This window comes from Rania fehmarnensis (genome assembly GCF_056494185.1).
The window spans coordinates 6,204,365-6,224,404 of the sequence record NZ_CM151398.1 but is presented as its reverse complement, the minus strand read 5'-3'; the positions used below and the strand labels follow the sequence as shown (position 1 = coordinate 6,224,404).

Annotated in this window: 14 protein-coding genes; 8 read left to right on the top strand and 6 right to left on the bottom strand. The window is 54.7% G+C overall.

Annotated elements, in window-relative coordinates; translation table 11 throughout:
- Positions 1 to 259: 259 nt before the first annotated feature.
- Positions 260 to 1,864, top strand: coding sequence for a citramalate synthase (cimA, locus tag SH573x_RS21330; RefSeq protein WP_479349802.1), 1,605 nt, complete (start codon positions 260 to 262; stop codon positions 1,862 to 1,864).
- Between the two features lie 153 nt (positions 1,865 to 2,017).
- Here cimA and SH573x_RS21325 read toward each other — a convergent pair whose 3' ends face one another.
- Entirely contained in the window at positions 2,018 to 3,937 is a 1,920-nt protein-coding gene (locus SH573x_RS21325) for a leucine-rich repeat domain-containing protein (RefSeq protein WP_479349801.1), read from the bottom strand.
- Positions 3,938 to 4,035: 98 nt separating this feature from the next.
- The gene (locus SH573x_RS21320; protein ID WP_479349800.1) at positions 4,036 to 4,461 is read right to left on the bottom strand and encodes a hypothetical protein; all 426 of its coding nucleotides are present in this window, start codon (positions 4,459 to 4,461) and stop codon (positions 4,036 to 4,038) included.
- A gap of 125 nt (positions 4,462 to 4,586) precedes the next feature.
- On the opposite strand from SH573x_RS21320, the gene SH573x_RS21315 reads away from it, so the two are divergent.
- Positions 4,587 to 6,431, top strand: a complete 1,845-nt coding sequence (locus SH573x_RS21315) for a peptide MFS transporter (protein ID WP_479349799.1) — start codon at positions 4,587 to 4,589, stop codon at positions 6,429 to 6,431.
- 184 nt (positions 6,432 to 6,615) lie between these two features.
- On the opposite strand, the gene SH573x_RS21310 is transcribed toward SH573x_RS21315, so the two are convergent.
- The gene (locus tag SH573x_RS21310) at positions 6,616 to 7,710 is read right to left on the bottom strand and encodes a fatty acid desaturase family protein (protein ID WP_479349798.1); all 1,095 of its coding nucleotides are present in this window, start codon (positions 7,708 to 7,710) and stop codon (positions 6,616 to 6,618) included.
- Positions 7,711 to 7,943: 233 nt separating this feature from the next.
- Here SH573x_RS21310 and SH573x_RS21305 point away from each other — a divergent pair, with 233 nt between their 5' ends.
- Positions 7,944 to 9,938 (top strand): PDZ domain-containing protein, encoded by a 1,995-nt coding sequence (locus SH573x_RS21305; RefSeq protein ID WP_479349796.1) that lies wholly within the window; start codon positions 7,944 to 7,946, stop codon positions 9,936 to 9,938.
- A gap of 73 nt (positions 9,939 to 10,011) precedes the next feature.
- Here SH573x_RS21305 and SH573x_RS21300 read toward each other — a convergent pair whose 3' ends face one another.
- Positions 10,012 to 11,487, bottom strand: a complete 1,476-nt coding sequence (locus SH573x_RS21300) for a cryptochrome/photolyase family protein (protein ID WP_479349795.1) — start codon at positions 11,485 to 11,487, stop codon at positions 10,012 to 10,014.
- A 136-nt stretch (positions 11,488 to 11,623) separates the two neighbouring features.
- Here SH573x_RS21300 and SH573x_RS21295 point away from each other — a divergent pair, with 136 nt between their 5' ends.
- From SH573x_RS21295 to SH573x_RS21285, 3 genes are all read left to right on the top strand, one after another.
- Complete coding sequence (locus tag SH573x_RS21295; protein WP_479349794.1) at positions 11,624 to 12,607, top strand: ABC transporter ATP-binding protein; 984 nt, start codon at positions 11,624 to 11,626, stop codon at positions 12,605 to 12,607.
- A gap of 76 nt (positions 12,608 to 12,683) precedes the next feature.
- Positions 12,684 to 13,532, top strand: a complete 849-nt coding sequence (locus SH573x_RS21290; protein ID WP_479349793.1) for an ABC transporter permease — start codon at positions 12,684 to 12,686, stop codon at positions 13,530 to 13,532.
- 4 nt (positions 13,533 to 13,536) lie between these two features.
- A complete protein-coding gene (locus tag SH573x_RS21285) occupies positions 13,537 to 14,430 on the top strand; it encodes an ABC transporter permease (protein WP_479349792.1) in 894 nt (297 codons plus the stop codon).
- Positions 14,431 to 14,605: 175 nt separating this feature from the next.
- Here SH573x_RS21285 and SH573x_RS21280 read toward each other — a convergent pair whose 3' ends face one another.
- Both SH573x_RS21280 and SH573x_RS21275 read right to left on the bottom strand, forming a co-directional pair.
- The gene (locus tag SH573x_RS21280; protein WP_479349791.1) at positions 14,606 to 16,573 is read right to left on the bottom strand and encodes a sodium/solute symporter; all 1,968 of its coding nucleotides are present in this window, start codon (positions 16,571 to 16,573) and stop codon (positions 14,606 to 14,608) included.
- Positions 16,574 to 16,798: 225 nt separating this feature from the next.
- On the bottom strand, positions 16,799 to 17,443 hold the full coding sequence (locus tag SH573x_RS21275) for a sigma-70 family RNA polymerase sigma factor (RefSeq protein ID WP_479349790.1): 645 nt from the start codon (positions 17,441 to 17,443) through the stop codon (positions 16,799 to 16,801).
- 115 nt (positions 17,444 to 17,558) lie between these two features.
- Between SH573x_RS21275 and SH573x_RS21270 the strand changes: the two genes are divergently transcribed.
- Positions 17,559 to 19,241, top strand: a complete 1,683-nt coding sequence (locus SH573x_RS21270; protein ID WP_479349788.1) for a sensor histidine kinase — start codon at positions 17,559 to 17,561, stop codon at positions 19,239 to 19,241.
- Between the two features lie 78 nt (positions 19,242 to 19,319).
- A complete protein-coding gene (gene phoU, locus SH573x_RS21265; protein WP_479349787.1) occupies positions 19,320 to 20,015 on the top strand; it encodes a phosphate signaling complex protein PhoU in 696 nt (231 codons plus the stop codon).
- Positions 20,016 to 20,040: the final 25 nt, after the last annotated feature.

The following is a 20,040-nucleotide window of genomic DNA, read 5'->3' as shown; positions in this document are numbered from 1 at the left end:
CCTACGCGCTATCAATTATGACGCAAACCGGCTCGCTGTTGATTATTACCCGACATATTATCAGGCAGCGCTGATCCAGGGAGCGTAGTTCGTTCAGTTGAACGCGAAGAGACATTCAAACCCCTGGAGCCCAAAAGCTTCAGGGGTTTTTTATTTAAAGAACTGTGGTTCCGCTAACCCGTGATCCCATTGGTAAGTCCCTTAACTTGGCAGTTCGCCCGTGAGCCATACTACTGTCCAAAGCCGAAAGTCGCTTTCCATGAGCCTTGACTCGCCACGCACGATTGCCATCTACGACACTACGCTGCGCGATGGATCGCAAGGAGAAGGCATTAGCTTTTCCCTGCAGGACAAGTTGGCCATTGCCAGTCGCCTGGCCGAGTTCGGTGTAGACTACATCGAGGGCGGTTACCCGATGTCCAATGAAAAGGACGCCGAGTTCTTCGCTCAGGTGCGCAAGCTCAAACTTGGCTCTTCACGGGTCTGCGCCTTCGGCATGACGCGGCGGCGCGGATTGAAAGCGTCCGAAGATCCCGGCATGCAAGGGTTGCTATCGGCGGAGACACCCGTGTGTACGGTCGTAGGCAAGAGTTGGGACTTTCATGCCACCGAAATTCTGTCGGTGTCGTTGGAAGAGAATCTGGCCATGATCGGTGACAGCGTGGAGTTTTTGGCGCGGCACTGCGAAGTGGTGTATGACGCTGAACACTTTTTTGATGGCTACAAAGCCAATCCCGAGTATGCATGTCAAGCGATTCACACAGCAGCCCAAGCCGGTGCCAAGTGGATTGTCCTGTGTGATACCAACGGTGGTACGTTGCCTGAAGATGTGTCACGGATCGTCATCGCTGCCCGCGCGGCGATCGCGGATATCAGTGGAGTTCAATTTGGCATCCATTGCCATAACGACGGTGAACTGGCCATCGCCAATACTCTCTCGGCGGTGGATGCCGGCTGCAATCAAGTCCAAGGAACGATCAACGGCATTGGGGAACGCTGCGGCAACGCAGACTTGATCTCAACCATGGCTAACCTGGCCTTGAAGAAGAAAGGCTATCGAGTGCTCGATGGTCGTTCCCTGGAACACTTAACCGAACTATCGCGGTTTGTTTATGAGACAGCCAACCTGCAGACACGCAACGGGCAACCCTTCGTCGGTCAAAGTGCCTTTGCACACAAAGGCGGCATGCATGTGCACGCGGTCAACAAAGCGGCCCACACCTATGAACATATGTCGCCGGCCCTAGTCGGCAATGAACGACGCATTTTAGTCAGCGAGCTGTCGGGCCGATCCAACATTGCCGCCTTAACTACGCGGCACAATATTCAGAACGATCGCGGCTTGATGGAAAAGATCCTGGCTGAAGTGGTCCGCTTGGAGAACCAGGGTTACCAATACGAAACCGCTACCGGTTCTTTCGACCTGCTGGTGAAACGCTGTGCCGGGCAATTCACTCCGCACTTTGAAACGATCAAGTATCGTGTAGTGGCCGGTGATCGCGATGCGATTCACCATCGCGAGTTTGCAGAAGCCATCATCAAGCTCCGCGTCGGTGACATCGAGAGGTTCGAAGCCGCTGAGGGCCATGGTCCGGTCAACGCACTCGACGCCGCCTTGCGTAAATGCCTTCATGACTTCTACCCAGAACTAGCCAAGATGCAGCTGGTCGACTACAAGGTGCGCGTCGTCAACGGCCGTGAAGGCACCGCCGCCAAGATCCGAGTCAACATCGAAAGCAGCGACGGTCATCAAAACTGGGGCACTATCGGAGTCAGCGAAAACATCATCGAAGCCAGTTGGAGCGCCCTGGTCGACGCCGTTGAATATAGACTGCTCAACGTCACCCAACGCACCGCCTCGTAGTCAGTAGCGGAACGAGGTAGCGGAACGAGGTAGCGGAAGCCGTCAAGGCTTTCGGCATTGATTTACAACGACGAAACGAATTGCCGAAATGCTTGACGCATTCCGCTACGTGAGTTCGAAATGCTTGACGCATTCCGCTACGTGAGCATTCCGTTAACGGTTGGCTAGTTCCTGGGTCAGTTGCTCGGCTTCAGCTTTTGTGAACTGCGTTTGTTCCAGGCTGACCTGTTTGAGCTTGGGTTGACTCTTCAACCACTGACTGCTGGCAGCACTGACCTGGGTGCCGCTGAGCCATAAAGTTTCCAGGGCTGGCAAGCGATCGATGGCTTGCAGTTGGCTATCGGACAGGGTGCAACTGGCCAGGTCGAGCTCGGTCAACTTGGGATGCTTGGCCAACTGTTTGAGAAACTCAGCGTCGGCTGGCAGCCCTTCCAGGCTGAGCCGCTGGAGATCTTGCAAGTCGCTTAGCCAACCAAGATCGCGCGGGTTGGCATTCGTGAATGACAAGTCCAACCACTGCCAGTGTTTTAATTGGCCAACTCGTTGCCAAGACTCAGCGGACAGATAACTTCTGCTCAGCACGAGGTCTGTATTTTGCTCAGTGGCACACGCGAGCGGTGCCATTGATTGCACGTGTCGATCGCGAACTAGCAAGAAATGAACATAGGCGCGCTGCGCATCACTACCGAACAGTTCCCATAACTGCTTGTCAACCGACTGTCCCTGATAGGTAGCCACGATCGCTCGAAAGAATGCGGCTCTCGAAAGCTCCGCATCATACTGGTCCAGGTGCTCGCGGCCTTGGCGGGCGTTGTCATCATCCGGTGGCAATAACTCATCCGTGGACGCGGGTAAGCGCCGGTCCAGAAAAAAGTGCGCTAAACCGGCAGCGTGTGTATAGAGCTTGCCCAGATCTTTTTCATTCTTCCAAGTTTCCAATGTCAAGGCCTGCAGTTTCTCGGGCTCGACCCAGTAGCCATCATGTAGCGATCGATAGCGGGCGGCTTGCATCCGCGGCGCGAGCCAACCGCCCAATCGCCAATGGTTGTCGCAATCGGTTAGCGATTCCATGTACAGCGCGATCGCTTCGACCAACCAAAAACCGTCGCGCTGTCCGGCCTGCGTGCTGCCTTTTAATTGAGAGGCTTCAGCCAGTAACTGGTGAGTCAACTCGTGATACAGCGTGGCGGAGAGGTTGGGGTCGGGATAGAAGAAAGACATTTGTCCATCGGGACTGTAATAACCGACCGAGACGCCGATATTGCTTTCGCTTACTCCGAGTGTCTTCAGATAGTCGTCACGATCCTTGCAGATGACTACATCGATCTGATGGCGTTTACTCCAACTGGTATTGCGGCCAGCCAGGCGACTGGTGGTCACGTTAGGTGGTGCCCACAATGGATAGAAGGCTTGAGTCCACAACACATAGAACTCTTCAAGTTGCCTGGCGATTTCCAACGTAGATGTCGCATCGCTGTGGCTGGTGACTTTGAAGTTGGTGGTTTCCATGCGCAAGTAGGAGCCGCCCGGCCAACCAAACTTGGGATGTACTGTGTTAACTGGACGCGGTCTACCTTTGATATTCAGGCCGGCCAACAACGTGCCCAACACCCGTTTGATATCGGCCTGAGCCGCATCCTCACGGGCTGCGTGCCACAAAGCCAGGTAGGCTTGCCATTCATCGCCTGAGCCCGCATGCTGCTTGGCCTGGCTAAACCAGTGCTGCGCGTGTCGAGTGCGCGCGCTGTTAAACGCGTTCAACCACTTGGCGTGCGCGCCCTGGCTGGCCTGATCGTCAGCGGCGGCCGTGTCGCTTGCCAGTGGATTGCTTGCCAGTGGATCGTTAGGCAGTGGCAGGTAAAGCAGGTGCGCATCGGACTGATTGCTTACTAGCCACCGTTGCATAAGCTGGCGTTCGGCCTGGAGATTCAGTTTGACGCAAATTCCATCCAACCGTGCGAGTTCGGCCGCCATGCCCGTTGGGTCCAGCGGCGGCGCTTCTTGAGCCACCGCCCAGTTCTGGACCAGGCAATTAATGATCGATAGTAGTAGGCACCAGCCTGTCAATTTCACAGATGCACTCCGTTTTGGTCCCTAAGCACGACGACACGTAGTTGACGTCGCCAGACTTTGGCTCTTCCCAGACTGTAGCAGAAGTCGCCACCTGTTCATCATAGCCTCATTCGGTGTAGCCAGATGATGAGTATGCCGATGCAGGCAACTGGGGGGCCTTCCAGGGCCACCCAGTACCATGGCAGTCCGACTTGGCTGTCGATCCATAGCAGCGACAAGCCTAAGGTGATATTGAGCCAACCTAACACACCGATAAGAGGTTGATACCTGACAATGTTCGTCGAGATGGCTCCGACGAATACGCCGTGAGCAAAGTACATCAAGGCGCATGAACGCGCCAGGTATTCAAAGATTGGTTCAGATGGCGCTGGGCCGAGCCCCAACAGTCGATGGCCTGTGTCCATCCAACTGAGCGGCATAAAGGCGGGGACGATGGCCGAGCATAGGAATGCACACGACAGCCAGAGCAGCCACTGAGTCCACTGTTCAATCGAGGGAGACCGAGGCGATATTTCTTTCGACATAGGTACAGTGCCTTCAAAAACACCCAAAACCGGCTAGATGCCTCTTGTATTAAAGCTGAAAAGCTGGCAAATTTCACACGCCCCGACGACTCAATTGGTGCATTTATCTACGAGAGGCCCGCAATATGTCAGACGCTCCGGTGAATCGTCCCGCTGGTGATGACCAGCTCTGGTTTGGTCACCCCCCGCAACTCGCACGACTGTTCACGACCGAGATGTGGGAGCGTTTTGGTTATTACGGGATGCGGGCCATCCTGGCCTTGTACCTGACCAAACACTTCTTGTTTGGTGATCATACGGCCAATGGCTTATATGGTGCATACACTTCGCTAGTCTATTTGACGCCGTTGATTGGCGGTCTGCTGGCCGATCGCTTCTTAGGCAGCAAACGCTCAGTTAAGCTGGGCGCGATCCTCATGGCCATCGGCTACTTCGGCCTGTGTTATGGGGGCCAACAGGCCAAGCCCAAACTGATTCTCCATCCCAATACCGACAAGAGCGTGGTCTACGATGTCTCGGTTGAGAAAGTCGACGGTGCGTCGAAGTACAGTGTCAAAATGGATGGAGTCGATTACACGTTCAGCGGTTTGGAAGATGGCAGTCTGGTGCTGACGCCCAAAAGCGCGACGCCAGCCACCTCCGATGCGCAACCCGCAGCCCCAGCCGATACGCCACCGATCGTTTATCCCAAAGGCAGTTTCCGATCCAACGGCGAGCGTGATCCGTTTTGGGTTAACCTGCTGTTCTTGTCGCTTTCGTCAGTGATCGTGGGTAATGGGTTCTTCAAGCCCAACATTTCGACGATGGTGGGTTCGCTGTACGAACCTGGTGATACCAGGCGCGATGCGGGCTTTACGATCTTCTACATGGGTATCAATCTGGGTTCGACGCTATCGCAGTTTTTGTGTCCATGGCTAGCCGAAAACGTGGGTTGGTGGGCAGGCTTTATGGCGGCAGCTGTGGGGATGTTGGTTTCCTGGACGCTGTTCCAGTTCGATGCCGGACGGCTGAAAGGATATGGTGACCCACCACCGGACGCTACGCGCAGGGCAACGATGACCATTTACATCGGGGCCTTGTTGGCGATTCCATGCATGTGGTTCCTGCTTCACAACACGATGGTCAGCGCCGAGGCGGCTTCGCTATCAGCCGAGGAAGGCACTGGTCTGATTGGTTACCTCGCCTCATTGCCACTACTAGGCAAAGTGTTGTTTGCGGTGTTCTTGGTTTCCACCATTGGCATACCGCTGTGGGCATTTACGGCTGGCACCCGCGAAGAGGGCGAGAAGATCTTGGTCGCCATTGTGCTGATCGTCTTCTCGGTAGTGTTCTGGATGTTGTTCGAGCAAGCTGGTTCGTCGCTGACGTTGTATGCTGATCGCAATACGGATCGTCGGATTTGGTTAGGCTTTTGGACTTACGAAATGCCTGCGGCCCAGATCCAAATTTTCAATGCGCTGTTTATTGTGATGTTCGCACCAGTCATGTCCTGGCTATGGGGCGCGCTGGCGCGACGCAAAATGGAACCCTCACTACCAGTCAAGTTTGCGATCGCGCTGATGCTGGTTGGCTTGGGTTTCTTGGCGCTGGTGTTCGGGGCCAGGTTCGCTGATAGCAATTTCCAGGTTGGTTTGTTCTGGTTGGTACTAGCTTATTGGTTTCACTCGATTGGCGAGCTATGTCTATCGCCAGTTGGACTGTCCATGATTACCAAACTCTCGATGGCCCGCATCGTGGGTCTGATGATGGGCGTATGGTTTCTCTCATCCTCGGTCGCACAATATGTTGCTGGCGTGGTAGCTCAAGTGGCCGCTGTCGATACAGTTGCGGGCCAAGTGACCAATCCCGAGTTGGCGTTGAAGACTTACCTGGGTGTCTTTCAGATGATTGGCATATGGGGAATCGGATTCGGATTTGCCTTGCTCATAATGGCCCCTTTCCTCAAACGCATGATGCACGGCGTCCGCTAACTGGAGTCGTAGAGCGGCTGTCCCCAGCCGCTCAGCACCCTCTAATCAATTCTCGACCGACCGAGTGGTGTTTGGCTCAGCAGGAGCATTCACCCTCCCGAGACCAACGGTTGGTTGAAAATGGGGTTAGAGGGTGCGGAGCGGCTGGGGACAGCCGCTCTACAACAACTTCACAGCGGTCTGCTTATGCGGCGCGCTGGACGGATGCTGAACTCTCAGAGACTTTGCTCTGGCGCGCGTTCTGGCTGGCGCGTTGCCATAGTTCCCAGATGGCGCCGCTCAGGCTGACTCGTTCGCACTGGTGATAGAGCGAGTCTGCGGCCAATCCGGCTTGCAGGCGACGATGAGCCTGGCCCAAGCTGTGATAGGGGATGCTGGGGAACAAATGGTGCAGCGCATGGTAACGCGTGCCCACTGGCCCCCACAGTTCGGTAATCCACGCTCGATGTGGATAATTCAAACTGTCTAACAACTGTTCTTCGAAGGACAGCTCGTCGCCCTGACCAACCCAACGATGTGCGCCCAGCGTACGGATGTTGTTGAGCATGATCAGCGAAACGCTCAGTGCATAAGCATGCAGCCAAAACTGTCCGAAGAGCGTCCCCTCGACGAGTGGCCCGCGCACGATCAGGAACATACACCAGGCAAAACAAGCCACTTCTTGTAGGGTCATCAAGTGTCGCGCGCGTGGTCCAAAGTCACCCCGCATGTAAAACACATCCACTACGAGCGTGCTGGCATGCGTCTCTACCAATTCGCGGAGCTTGGGCCAAAACCAGGCGATAGGCGTCAACACTAAAAATCTGAAAAATGCCAAGGGTGGAACCACAAATGCCGCCAGGATAAACAGCACGATGTAGATAGGATGTTTGTGGCTGAGTTCCAGGTACTCGCCATCGTGATCGGTTCCGTAGCTCTTGCGGCGATGGTGATCGACATGCGGGTAGTACATGAATGACGGAATCAAACACGGAATGCCGCACAGTAGATTCCAGACGATGCGAAAGGCGCGAAAGGTATCGCTGCGCAGGTGCACCAGTTCGTGGATAAACATCACTGCCCGCATGTACAGTATCGCGGCCACCGCGAACATCGCCAGGCGCACAAACCAAAACGCTACTCCGCTCAGCGGCAGCCAATCCGCCGCCCGAATCTCAGCGCCCAACAGCACATGAGCGCAGCAAATCGTGGCCAAGAAATCCGTCCAGTAGATCCAGGGATTGGGCCGTCCCAAATCCTTCACTAAGGCCTTGGCTTCTTTGAGCGAGAAAGCATTCATATTTCCTTCACCGGAAAAATGGAGTCAGCGGCGCAAGTCTGGTTCAACGGGGACGGTGAAGCACCTGCTGAGCCGTACACCGTGTTTACAAACCCATTTTCGGAATTCCGACACTTTATGATTTAAAAAACTTCACCCGGCCGGCCTCAAATGCACATGGGGCGGCGTTGTGCCATAATGTAGATTGGCCGCAGAGTTTTTCCAGCTTGACCAACTTTGAAAGGATACGATCCGTGGTGCGTGGCATTTCAGCCTGGGGGCTGTTCTTCATTCTTGCGATCTTCCATGCCAACGCGTCACGTATGATCGTTGCTCAAGACGCCGAATCCTTGCTGGCCGACGAGCAAGCCGCCTTCAATGCGGCAGCTGACGCGGCGGCGGTTTCGGTGGTGCAGATCGAGACCTTCGCAGGCCTAGAAAAAGTCGAAGGCGAGATCATTTCCGACGGTCCGACTACCGGCACCATCGTCGGCAAAGATGGTTGGATCATTTCTAGCTTGTACAGCTTTCGTCAGCAGCCCGCCTCGATCCTAGTGGCCATGCCCGACGGCACCCGGTTGGCTGCCAAGATCGTGGCTCGCGACCACAGCCGCGAACTGGTTCTGCTGAAAGTCGAACCCAAAGCAGAATTGACGGCTGCGACAGCCTGCCCAATGAGCGAAATAAAGATAGGCCAGTGGGCGATCGGACTGGGACGCACCTTTGAACGCGAAGCGGTTTCGCAATCGGTCGGCATCATCAGCGCTCTGGACCGCGCGTATGGCAAAGCGGTGCAAACAGATGCAAAAGTGTCACCTGTCAATTACGGTGGACCACTGGTCGACCTGTATGGACAAGTAATTGGCATTCTGGCCCCCATCTCTCCAGGCGCGATTCTGGAAGGTGATTCTTCTCAACTGTACGATTCGGGCATTGGCTTTGCAATTCCCCTGGTCGACATACAAGCGCGTCTGGCCACACTCCAAGCTGGCACTGACATTCACTCAGGCAAATTGGGAATCGTCGTTTCCGATCAGAATGAACTAGCCGGTCCGGTCAAAGTCGCAGGCGCTGCGCCGGGTTCGCCGGCAGCCAAGGCAGGGCTCAAGCCAGGTGATACGATCATCGAAGCGGCTGGCCGCAAAGTTGAGTTGCTGGCGCATCTGCGTCATGCACTCGGAGTCTCCGATGCCGGATCCGAGTTCTCCTTCAAAGTTCGACGCAAAGGCGAAATTCGCGAATTGAATTGTACGCTGGTAGAACAGGTGCCCACCTATCGACTGCGATTCTTAGGAATCGAAGCGGAGAACTTGAGTGAGGGTGGCGTGGTCATTAGCAAAGTTCTACCCAAGTCACCGGCGGCGGAAGCCAAACTGGAAGTCGGGATGCAGATCACCAAAGCGGGCGATCTCGACATCAAGTCAACTACGCAGCTACGCCAACAACTGTCGATCGCCGAACTCGATTCACCTTGGCGCATTTCCGTCACTCAGAAAACCGGCTCCGATGCTGCGCAGACGAGCAACGTTGACCTCAAGGTAACGACCTGGCCTAATGAAAGTGATGCACCAGCCAGCGGTAAGGGTCGCAGTCGTGCTAACGAGGTTGAACGCAAAATCGAAGACATCGAATTGACGCTCGGCGATTTTCCCAACAAAGCGTGGGCCTGGTGCCCCGAACCCAAACCGGCGGATGCAAATGAAACGGAGCCCAAAGTCCGCGAAGAGTTTGGCCTCTTGATTCTGTTGCCCGAACCTGGCGAAGTCGATCGAAATAAGTTGCGTGAAGTCTGGATGCCGCTGCTACGCGAAGGCTGGTGCGTCGCCGTGGTTCAGTCGGCCAATAAGAGTCGTTGGTCCAGCGAAGAGATCGAACTGGTTGAGCGGGTGCGATTTTTGGTTGACGAAAAACGACCGCTCGATGCCGCCCGCACAGTTGTGGGTGGTCAAGGCGTTGGAGGCCGACTGGCCTTGATCGCAGCTCGTGTTTCCAAAGGCAAAATCAATGGCGTGTTGACCATCGGTACGCCGCTCGAAAATGCCAAGCTGCAGCGTGAGAATTCGCCGGGCGATAACTTGCACTTCATGCTGGTTGGCTCGCGCGAAATGTACACCGACTTGCTGAAACAACTGCAGCAATTCGGCTATCCCGCTCAGGGCAGTCCCGCCCCGGATATGGCACCCGGCAAATGGGATACGATTCCTGTCGAGCGAATCGTCGTCTGGCTGCAGGGACTGGCTCGTATCTAGGTAGCCACCGTCGCCAGACGGTGGACGCGTGATATCCACCGCTTGGCAGCGGTGGCTACTGAAAATCGCTAACCTATAACGACTCAATGAACTTATCAGCCCGTGTGAGCAGATCGCGTTGGCGCTCACTGGTCATGCGGTCAAAGGTGCCAACCAACATACCCAGCCGTGGGTTCTGCAAGAAGAACTCGCGGTGCACGTGCATGAATCGCCAGAAGAGCGCATCCCAAATATCTTGCCACGCTCCTTTGGGAGCATCGCTCATCTTCATCAGGTAGTTGCTGCCACTGATGTAAGGCTTGGTCGCCATCAGTCCGCCATCGGCAAACTGGCTCATGCCGTACACATTCGGCACCATGACCCAGTCGTAGGCATCGATGAACAGTTCCATGAACCAACGATACACTTCGTCGGGATCAAATTCGCATAGCAACATAAAATTGCCGAGCACCATCAATCGTTCGATATGGTGACAATACGCATTGCCGACGACCTTGCCAATAACCGCATCCAAGGGCGCGATACCAGTTTCGCCAGTCCAAAACTGTTTAGGGATTTTGCGCTGGAACTGCCAGTAGTTTGTCGTGCGTTGTTGCCGACCTTTTAGATGGTACACCGCGCGGATAAACTCTCGCCAGCCGATGATTTGCCGCAGGAAACCCTCCAGGCTATTCAGCGGAATTTTGGCTGCCGCAGAAAACTCTGTTGTGCGCTCGATGACTTCAATCGGTGTTATCAGACCGATATTCAGCATCGGTGTAAGCAATGAGTGATGCAGGATCGGTTGATCGAGCACGATGGCATCTTCATAGATGCCGAATTCAGCAAATCGCTGTTCGAGAAACTGGTCGAGCCAACTTAGAGCTTGCTGGCGAGTAACCGGATAGCGAAACGGAGAATCGTTTGAGCCATAATTTGTGGCAAAGTGGGTCTCGATGTACTGAGTGGCATCACGCGTATGCTCCGACGCGCGGGGCCAACGCACTTCGGGCGGTTGTTGCCGTTTCGGATATCGCAAACGATTCTCGGCATCATAGCTCCACTTGCCGCCTAGGGGTTTACCTTTTGGATCCAGTAGCAAGTTCAGTTGCTTGCGTTGATCGATATAGAAATCAGTTTGATACAGTTTGCCTCGGCGCTCGTACCACTGGTCAATCTGGTTGGTCGTGTTGATGAACAGCGGAGAATCATAGACGACCATCTTGATTTTGGCTTTGCCCAGAGAGCTGGTTAGTCGTCTCATCAGCCAATCATCGACGGGATCGCACAGATGAACTTCGGTGATTTGCTGTTGGCGAAGGAATTTGCCCAGGTGCTGCGCGTCCGCTGACTTTTGGTCCTGCTCCAGCAAGCTCACCTGGTAGCCACGGCGTTTTAAGTCATGCTGATAATGTTGCATGCTGGCGCGGTGATAGGCCAGTTTCAGCTTGTGAAAATTGTATTGACGGAAAAATAACGACTCTTCCACCAGCAGGATGGGACGCTGGCGGTCCACTGCCGGCGAGTGGGCGAACAATTGATGGGGGAAGACGAGCGTGATACTGGGCATTTCAAATTTCAAATCTCGATTTTCAGTTTTTCACCGCCACCTGCGCGCCGGTGGGGACCTCGGTTAGCATTAACGCTGCAACCTGCCAAGCAAATGTCGCAGACAGTTTTCTATCTCCTCGGTTCGTCGTCCATCCATGCCAATAATTGAACTTCAGCAGCTCAGTAAATCCTACCGTGTCTATCAAAAGGCGGAGGGGCTAGCCGCTGCGATTCGCGGTTTGTGGCATCGTGAATACCGCCAGGTCAATGCGGTCAACTCGATTGACCTGACGGTCGAACAAGGCGAGTTTGTGGCTTTCCTGGGGCCCAACGGCGCAGGCAAGACGACCACACTCAAGCTACTGTCGGGTGTGATCACGCCGACCAGCGGCACCGCCCGCGTGATGGGGTTTGTACCCTGGGAACGCGATAACGAATATCGCCGTCGCTTCGCCCTGGTCATGGGGCAGAAGAATCAACTCTGGTGGGACTTGCCAGCCCAAGAATCGTTTCGCTTGCACCAACAGATATACCGCATCGATCCAGCCATCTTCACACGCTCGCTGGATGAATTGACCGAGCTTTTGAAAGTCCGCGGCTTGCTCGGCCGCCCAGTGCGCGAACTCTCACTGGGCGAACGCATGAAGATGGAATTGATCGCTGCGCTGTTGCACTCACCCGAAGTGTTGTTTCTAGACGAACCCACCATCGGTCTGGATGTGGTCGCTCAACACAACATTCAAAAATTCTTGAGGTATTACCAGGAAGAACGCGGCGTCACCATCCTGCTGACCAGCCATTACATGAAAGATGTGGCCGCTCTGTGCAAACGCGTAGTCGTCATCACGGACGGCGCGATCAAATACGATGGTTCGTTGAGCGGCATTATCGACAGCTTTAGTGGTCAGAAGATCTTGCGACTTTTGCTAGCTGATGGTCAATCGGCAGCCGGCTTAGAAAAACTGGCTGACGTTACCGATCAAGATCTACCCAAAGTTACTTTGCGATGTCCACGGGCTGACGTCCCCCGCGTACTCGAGCAGATATTGAAAGAGTACGAGATTGAAGATGTGGGCGTCGAAGATCCACCGCTGGAAGACGTGATCGCCAGCATCTTTGAAGAGAGTCGCCCAGAGTAACGCGGCCCACGGCTGGTTAGTCGGCCGCAGTTGCATTAGGTGGCAGCTCGGAGTACATCGATCATAAGGTTCGTTTATGTCGTCGTTAGTGGAAGTTCGATATCGGCTGAGCAGTTGGTGGGTGATCCTGCGCATTGCGTTGGAAGAGCGCCTGGTTTATCGCGGTGATTTCGCGCTGGGAACCTTGATGCGTTTCCTGCCGATCATCACGCAGATTTTTTTATGGCGGGCCGTATTTGAATCGATTGGCGTCTCCGCCACGCTGGTAGGCTACACCTTCGAAGATATGGTCGCTTATTACTTGCTGTCGATGCTCGGTCGAGCATTCTCGAGCATGCCGGGATTGGCATCGACGATTGCTCGACAGATCCGCGAAGGCGAGATCAAGAAGTTCATCGTCCAGCCGGTCGACCTGTTGGGCTTTATGCTCTTGGGCCGCATAGCGCACAAGATTGCGTACTACACCGTGGCTACGGTGCCTTTTGCAATCGTGTTCTTTTTGTGTCGCGGCTATTTCACGCAAGGCTGGCCACCCCTGCCACAGTTTAGTGCCTTTGTGATTTCGCTTTTGTTAGCGTTCATGCTGGGCTACTTTATCGAAGTCTGTATCGGTTTGATTGGATTTTGGTTTCTGGAAGTCAGTTCGCTTCTATTCGTTTATATGTTGTTGAACTTCTTCCTTTCGGGACACATGTTCCCGCTGGACATGTTGCAATCGCTGCCGTGGCCGTGGGCGGATCTGATTAGCATCTTGCCGCTGAAGTACCTGGCTTATTTTCCGGCGGCTGTGTTTCTGGGCAAGATTCCCGCTGATCGACTATGGATGGAAATCGGCATTGAATTTTTATGGTTAGTCTTCTTTGTGCTTTTGGCTCGTTGGATGTATGCTCGCGGGCTGAAGCGATACTCGGGGTATGGTGGTTAACGCGATGAACAACCCAGCAACACCGTCACCGCTACCAGCGACATCCTCCAGTGGTCCAAGCTATTGGCGCGTCTTCGCGACCTTTGCCCGCAACTCGCTGGTTCGCAATATGCTCTTTCGCACGAACTTCATTATCGAGGCCATTTCGAGTGTGTCGTGGGCACTGATGAACGTCGGCTTTTATTGGCTGATCTTTCAGCATGCACCTTCGATTGGCCGCGATACAGGTTGGGAGAAGTACGAGTTCTATGTTTTCCTGGGCACGACATGGCTAATCAATTCCTTCGTGCAAACGTTTTTCATGCCCAACGCGGAAGAGTTCAGCGAGCTCATTCGCACCGGTGGTCTCGATTTCGCTTTGTTGAAACCGATCGACACCCAGTTTCTGATTTCGTTTCGCAAGATGGATTGGTCTAGCCTGACCAATGTGATCGTCGCCTTTACGTTGCTGGGCATCAGCCTCTCGCACCTGACCCAGCGCACCACGCATCCTTGGAACATCGAACCGATCACATGGATTCTATATCCATTTTATGTGATGTGCGGCGTGTTGATTTTGTACAGCCTGATGACTTGCCTGGCCGCTACCAGTATTTGGCTGGGCCGCAATCAAACGTTGTATGATTTTTGGTTTTACATTACCAACTTCTCGCGTTATCCGATGGAGATCTACCAGCAAGGATGGGGCATGCCGCTGTGGGCTACTTTTACGTTTGTGATTCCCGTGCTGGTCGTTGTAAACATCCCGGCCCGGCTGTTGGCCCAGCCGTTAACACCTCGTGCCAGTTGGGAATGGCCCCTAGCCGCCTTTACCGTGCTAGCCACTGTTGCCTCGCTACTCTTCAGCCGCTGGGTGTTTCAACGCGCGCTCCTGTCGTACCGCAGCGCTAGTTCGTAACCTCGGAGTGCTGCGGCGTTAGCCGGGAGGGCGAATGCTCCTGCTGAGCCCAACACCGCTCAGAACAACGGACATAGACTCTGGTCGGCAATCAGTTCGCATCATCGAACTAAACTGATGCCTCCAGCACCACATCCCCGAGTAACTTTGTCCGTCATTCCAGGCGGTGTTGGGCTCAAGAGGACCTTCGCCCTCCCGCGCTAGCGGTAGCCTTCGAGACGACGATCAGCACCAAGAACGCCAGCGGAATGGTTACGATGCCGGGTTGGCTGAAGGGCATCGGGGCCAGGTCGGGTTGCCAGCCGTAAACTTTCTCGAATGTGTCTCGGGAGAGCAATATCCAGGTTAGTGAGCTAACCATGCCGACGACCACACTGGCGATCACACCTTGTCGCGTCGTGCCTTTCCAGAAGAGCAACATCAGCAAGGCAGGTAGATTGGCGCTGGCTGCCACACTGAAGGCCCAACCGACCAGAAAACTGACATTCAGCTTTTCCCACCAAATACCCAATACGATCGCGATCATGCCCACGACCACCGAGGCCATCTTGGCCACGCGCACTTGTTCGTGTTCGGTCAGCTTCATTCCGCCAACGCTGAGCAAGAGATCGTGGGTTACCGCGCCGCTGGCGGCTAAAATCAAACCACTGACGGTGCCGAGGACCGTGGTAAAAGCGATGGCCGAAATGATCGCGAACAACACGGGATTGATGCTCTTGGCCAGCAGCGGGGCCGACATGTTATCGTTGGTGACATCCAGCGCACCAGAGGTCATCGCTCCCAGCCCCAAATACAACGTCAGCACATAGAACGTACCGATACTCGCAATCCCGACGATCGTGCTATTGCGCGCAGCCGCGGCGTCACGCACGGTGTAGTAACGAATCAGGATATGTGGCAGCGAGGCAGTGCCGCAAAACAGGGCCAGCATCAACGAGATAAAGTCCAGCTTGGCTGTCCAGCTATCACCGCGAATACCTTTGAACATCGTCGATTCACCAGGGCGTAAGACTTGTGAACCTGGAGTGGGCTTCTGGATATAAACGGTGGTCTTCGATCCGTCGGCGTGCACAACATCGCTGCCCTTGCGCCACAGGATCACACGACTACCGCTGAGCACGCGGAAAAATTCGAGTGGTCCAACGGCACCGGTAGCTGCCTGTGAATCGGGCAATTGCTCAATGTGTCCTACCGGATGCAGTTCGGGTTCACCCTTGCTGCGGCCCATGAGTTGACCATTGACCAGCTTTTGTTTGTCGGCCGTGATGGTGACTGTCTGCGCCTCGCGCAGTTCGATCCTGTCGCCGGGCTCACCGGCCTCTTCAGCGACCGGATACACGTTCATGACCGACGTGGCATCACCAACTTTCAAACGCACGTAATTGCTTTTCTCCCAACCGTCATCGCCTGGCACAATCTGATAATCACCGCCATTCAGCGACAGGCTGGCACCCGCAATGATCTCAGATTTTGCAATCGGCCCAAGTTTGAGAAAGCGATGATTGTCGATGCCGCCGTCGGTAGCTTGAAACCCACGCATCAGTAGCAGCACGGTCAACACACCACTAAAGAAGACGAGCAAAGTGCCTTTCAGGAACTGAACCCAAGTTGTCGACACCATGCCTGCGGTGACCACGATCAGAATCACCACTGTGCCGACCATCAACACACCGACCCAGTGCGGAAAGTTCAGCAGCGGCTGGACAAGTGCACCGGCACCAACCATTTGAGGTATGAGGTAAAACAAACTTACCGCGAGTGTGCTGATGCCTGCGGCCAATCGAATACCGCGTGAACCAAATTTGGCATCCAAGGCATCGGCGAAAGTATATTTGCCTAAGCGCTTCATCGGCTCAGCGATCACAAATAGCGCAACTACCCAGCCCGCCAGAAACCCGATCGAGTACAGAAAGCCGTCATATCCAGCAGTAGCGATCATGCCACAGATGCCCAAGAACGAAGCGGCGGATAGGTAATCGCCAGCAAAAGCAACGCCATTGACGACCCAAGGTATCTGTCCATGCGCGGCGAAGTATCCGGCGGATGATTTAGCTTTGCTGCCTAGATAGAAGCTCAAACCAAGCGTAACTGCCACGAACAGCGCAAAGACACTGACCGCTAAAAATGAGAATTCATAAATCATGCGTATTCAGTTCGACAGTTTGTGGCTGGAGGCCAGTGTGGCATAGGCTTCTAGCCTGTGTGGCAGACCAGTGTGGCATAGGCTTCTAGCCTGTGGAACTGTGAATTCACAGGCTGGAAGCCTATGCCACATACAGGCTGGAAGCCTATGCTACATACAGGCTGGAGGCCTATGCCACCTAAAGGGACATCGCGGGCAGTAGCATACCCCAAGAGCCGCGAAATGTCATTCGATGGGAGCGCATGTCTCTTTGAATTTGTCGATTGCCCGCAGCCACAGCATACGCACGGCTCCGACCGACTTCTCCATGCGCTCAGCAATCTCTTCGAAACTCAAGCTCTGCAGGTTGCGCAGCATGATTACTTGGCGATAGTGATCCGGCAATTTGGCAAGCTCGTTGGCTAGGGCTACGGCCCGTTCGCGGGCGTGGACTGGGCCGCTGGGCGAGGTGCCATTGTTGGCTAGCATGGCCCCGAATCGCACGGCCGATTTGTCCATCGAGGTCGACATTTCGTCCAGGGACACTTCGCGCCGCAGGTCGCGTTTCCCGGCTTTTAAGTGGACTTCGATGGCGCGGTGCAGGCTGTTGATCAGAATTTGCCTGAGCCAGCCGAGGAGTTCGCGTTCGCATTGGCCGCGAAAGTCAGGGAAATCTCGCTGAGCCGCCAAGAGCGTATCCTGGACCAAGTCCGATGGACTGAGCCGTCGCTGCAAGCGTTTGTCCAGTTGGGTCGAAGCCAGAATCGTCAAGTAATTACAGTACCATTGCAGCAATTCGCCCAGGGCATCGCGGTCGCCGCTACGAGCGATTTCCAGCAATGTCGCAAAATCTCGCGAAGTATCGGCGTTCACTGAAACTTCATGACTCATGGGATCAGACTTCGGATTTGGTATTTAGACTGGATGAGGGTCTGCAACAATTGCGATCTCTCTTCATAATACTGAATACTCGCTGACCGATTACACAGCTTTCGAGACAACTGAATTGGACTATCTGCCCAAAGTGCTGAATTGGCTACCCAAGTTGGGTTGGCCGGTAACCATGTTAGCGCTATGGGGCATGCTGGGGTTGGTTGGTCACGGCCTACTGGGAGTCGCCTGGCGGGCGGCTCAAGTCGGAGAATTTCAGCGCAGTGTGCGGGCAGTGGCGCAGCTGGCCAGTTCGCAAAGCTGGCAAACACCTTGGGAGAGCGATCCGGACTGGCAATCGCTCGAGAAACAACTCGACATCGACCTGGTCCCACTGACTGAAAACCTGTCCGTCGATACGACTTGGGTACGCACTCCAGCGGGCCTGTGGCGAGCTAGCGTTACTGTGCCACTGGATGGCAGCACCACAGTCAAAGCGATCCGTGGCACGCGGACCTACACCGATCATGGCATCGATGTCGCCTGGTGGTCAGCCTGGACGCTGCTGTGCGGATTAGTTTATAGCGCAACGTGGTTAGTGATCAGCCGCAGTCAAAAACGCTTGAAGTTGGAACGCGAAGATCTAGCGCTATGGCGGAAGTCCAGCAGTAGCGAAGACAAGCTAGTTCAAGCGGAAGGTCAGCTGCGGCAATTCCAAGCCATTTTGGCCAACTTGCACGAAGGCATCTTGGCAGTGGATCACAACGGTCGTGTTCTGCTGGTCAACCGGGTGTTGATCGAGCAGCTGGGTTTGAGTCCACAGGATGAATACTATGGACGCAAAATGTTGGAAGCCGTGCGTGTACCTGGCGTCGTCGAGTTAGTGGAACATACCCTGCGCACCGGCAATCCCAGTCAACAAACGATCGAAGTTGGTAACACTCCGCGTTATCTGCAGTTGCAAGTATCACCCCAGTCGATCGATCAAGCGCCCAATGGTGTCTTGCTAACGGCCACCGATGTCAGTTCCAGTCAACGCAGCGAACTGGCGCGACGCGAGTTTGTTACCGGTGCATCCCACGAATTGAAAACACCTTTGGCAGCCATTCGCGCGTACACCGAAACTCTGCAATCGATGCATAGCGAAGATCCAGCGATGGCTGATCGCTTCTTGCAGAATATTCTCGATCAGGCGGATCGGATGGATCGCTTGGTCAGTGGCATGCTGCAATTGGCTCGGGCGGAGTCGGGCGCTTTGAAGTTGAAAGTCCAGCGTATCGATGCCGTGATGACCCTCAAACCCTGTATCGAAGCCGCGCAGGGCATGGCCCGCTCGAAAGGCATCGAGTTCATATCGCGAATGCCTGCGGAACGCACGCTGGTGTTGGCCGATCGCGATGCGCTGCAAACCATTGCCAGTAATTTGCTGTCCAATGCGATCCGCTACACCCCTGGCGGCGGGCGCGTAGAAATTGAACTGCAAACTGGCAAAGCCCAGAATCCGAGCCCCGACCAAAACAGTTCGACGCCGACGGTGGGCGGCGGGCCCAGCTCAAGTGTCTGCCTGGTCGTAAGAGACACGGGCATTGGCATTCCGGAAACCGAGCAAAGTCGGATTTTCGAACGATTTTATCGTGTCCAGAAGGATCGCTCGCTCGACTCCGGTGGCACTGGGCTGGGACTGGCGATCGTCAAACAACTTGTCAACGTACTGGAAGGTCATATTGAACTTGTCAGCGGTCCTGGGCAGGGAACCCGTTTCGAGATTGTCTTGCCAGCGGTAGGATTTACACAATCTTCATCAAATGTCGGTGGCTAGCGGACGGCAAAGCAAGGATAACCGTACGCGTGGCTGCTGACCCCAATGGTCGCAGTTATCACAAGGATATGACGCGGGATGTCACGACATTTACAGCACGACTTGGAACAAGCCTATCATCATCTGCTAACCATCTCCGGACAGGTTGAAGAGATGATCAATACGGCCGTCAAGTCGCTTGTGGCGCGGCGCCGCGATCTGGCCGACGAAGTCATTGGACGCGACCGCGACATCGATCGCCAAGAAGTCCGTATTGAAGAAGAGTGCCTGAAACTACTGGCTTTGCATCAACCGGTGGCGGCCGACCTGCGGCGCATAACCACCATGATGAAGATCAATAACGACCTGGAACGCATGGCAGACCTGGCCTGCAACATTGCCGAGCGAGGTTACTGCCTGGCTCCGATTCCCGATTTTCCGATTCCTGAAATGATCAACGAGATGGTCAACTTGACCACGCGTATGGTGCATGATGGATTGAATGCGTTTGTCAATTCCGATATCGACCTGGCCTACAGCGTTATCGGTCGCGATGATGCGGTTGACAGTTTGAACGTGAAGGTCATCGATCAGATCACTGAATTGATGACTGGCAACAGCGCCTGGGTCGAGGCCGGCCTGCATTGCTTTTCAGGTGCGCGTCACCTGGAACGCATCGCAGATCACGCCACCAATATTGCGGAAGATGTTGTGTACATGGTTAATGGCGTTATCGTACGCCATCGGTATCACCAAACTGGAGAAGGTGGCGATTTGCGATTCGGCTCGCGCTGAACCGACGATCGTTGCTGTGGCCGCA

Excerpts from the sequence above, each read along its gene's own strand:
- cimA (WP_479349802.1), top strand. The coding sequence starts at position 260 with ATGAGCCTTGACTCGCCACGCACGATTGCCATCTACGACACTACGCTG.
- SH573x_RS21320 (WP_479349800.1), bottom strand. The coding sequence starts at position 4,461 with ATGTCGAAAGAAATATCGCCTCGGTCTCCCTCGATTGAACAGTGGACT.
- SH573x_RS21315 (WP_479349799.1), top strand. The coding sequence starts at position 4,587 with ATGTCAGACGCTCCGGTGAATCGTCCCGCTGGTGATGACCAGCTCTGG.
- SH573x_RS21310 (WP_479349798.1), bottom strand. The coding sequence starts at position 7,710 with ATGAATGCTTTCTCGCTCAAAGAAGCCAAGGCCTTAGTGAAGGATTTG.
- SH573x_RS21300 (WP_479349795.1), bottom strand. The coding sequence starts at position 11,487 with ATGCCCAGTATCACGCTCGTCTTCCCCCATCAATTGTTCGCCCACTCG.
- SH573x_RS21295 (WP_479349794.1), top strand. The coding sequence starts at position 11,624 with ATGCCAATAATTGAACTTCAGCAGCTCAGTAAATCCTACCGTGTCTAT.
- SH573x_RS21290 (WP_479349793.1), top strand. The coding sequence starts at position 12,684 with ATGTCGTCGTTAGTGGAAGTTCGATATCGGCTGAGCAGTTGGTGGGTG.
- SH573x_RS21285 (WP_479349792.1), top strand. The coding sequence starts at position 13,537 with ATGAACAACCCAGCAACACCGTCACCGCTACCAGCGACATCCTCCAGT.
- SH573x_RS21280 (WP_479349791.1), bottom strand. The coding sequence starts at position 16,573 with ATGATTTATGAATTCTCATTTTTAGCGGTCAGTGTCTTTGCGCTGTTC.
- SH573x_RS21275 (WP_479349790.1), bottom strand. The coding sequence starts at position 17,443 with ATGAGTCATGAAGTTTCAGTGAACGCCGATACTTCGCGAGATTTTGCG.
- phoU (WP_479349787.1), top strand. The coding sequence starts at position 19,320 with ATGTCACGACATTTACAGCACGACTTGGAACAAGCCTATCATCATCTG.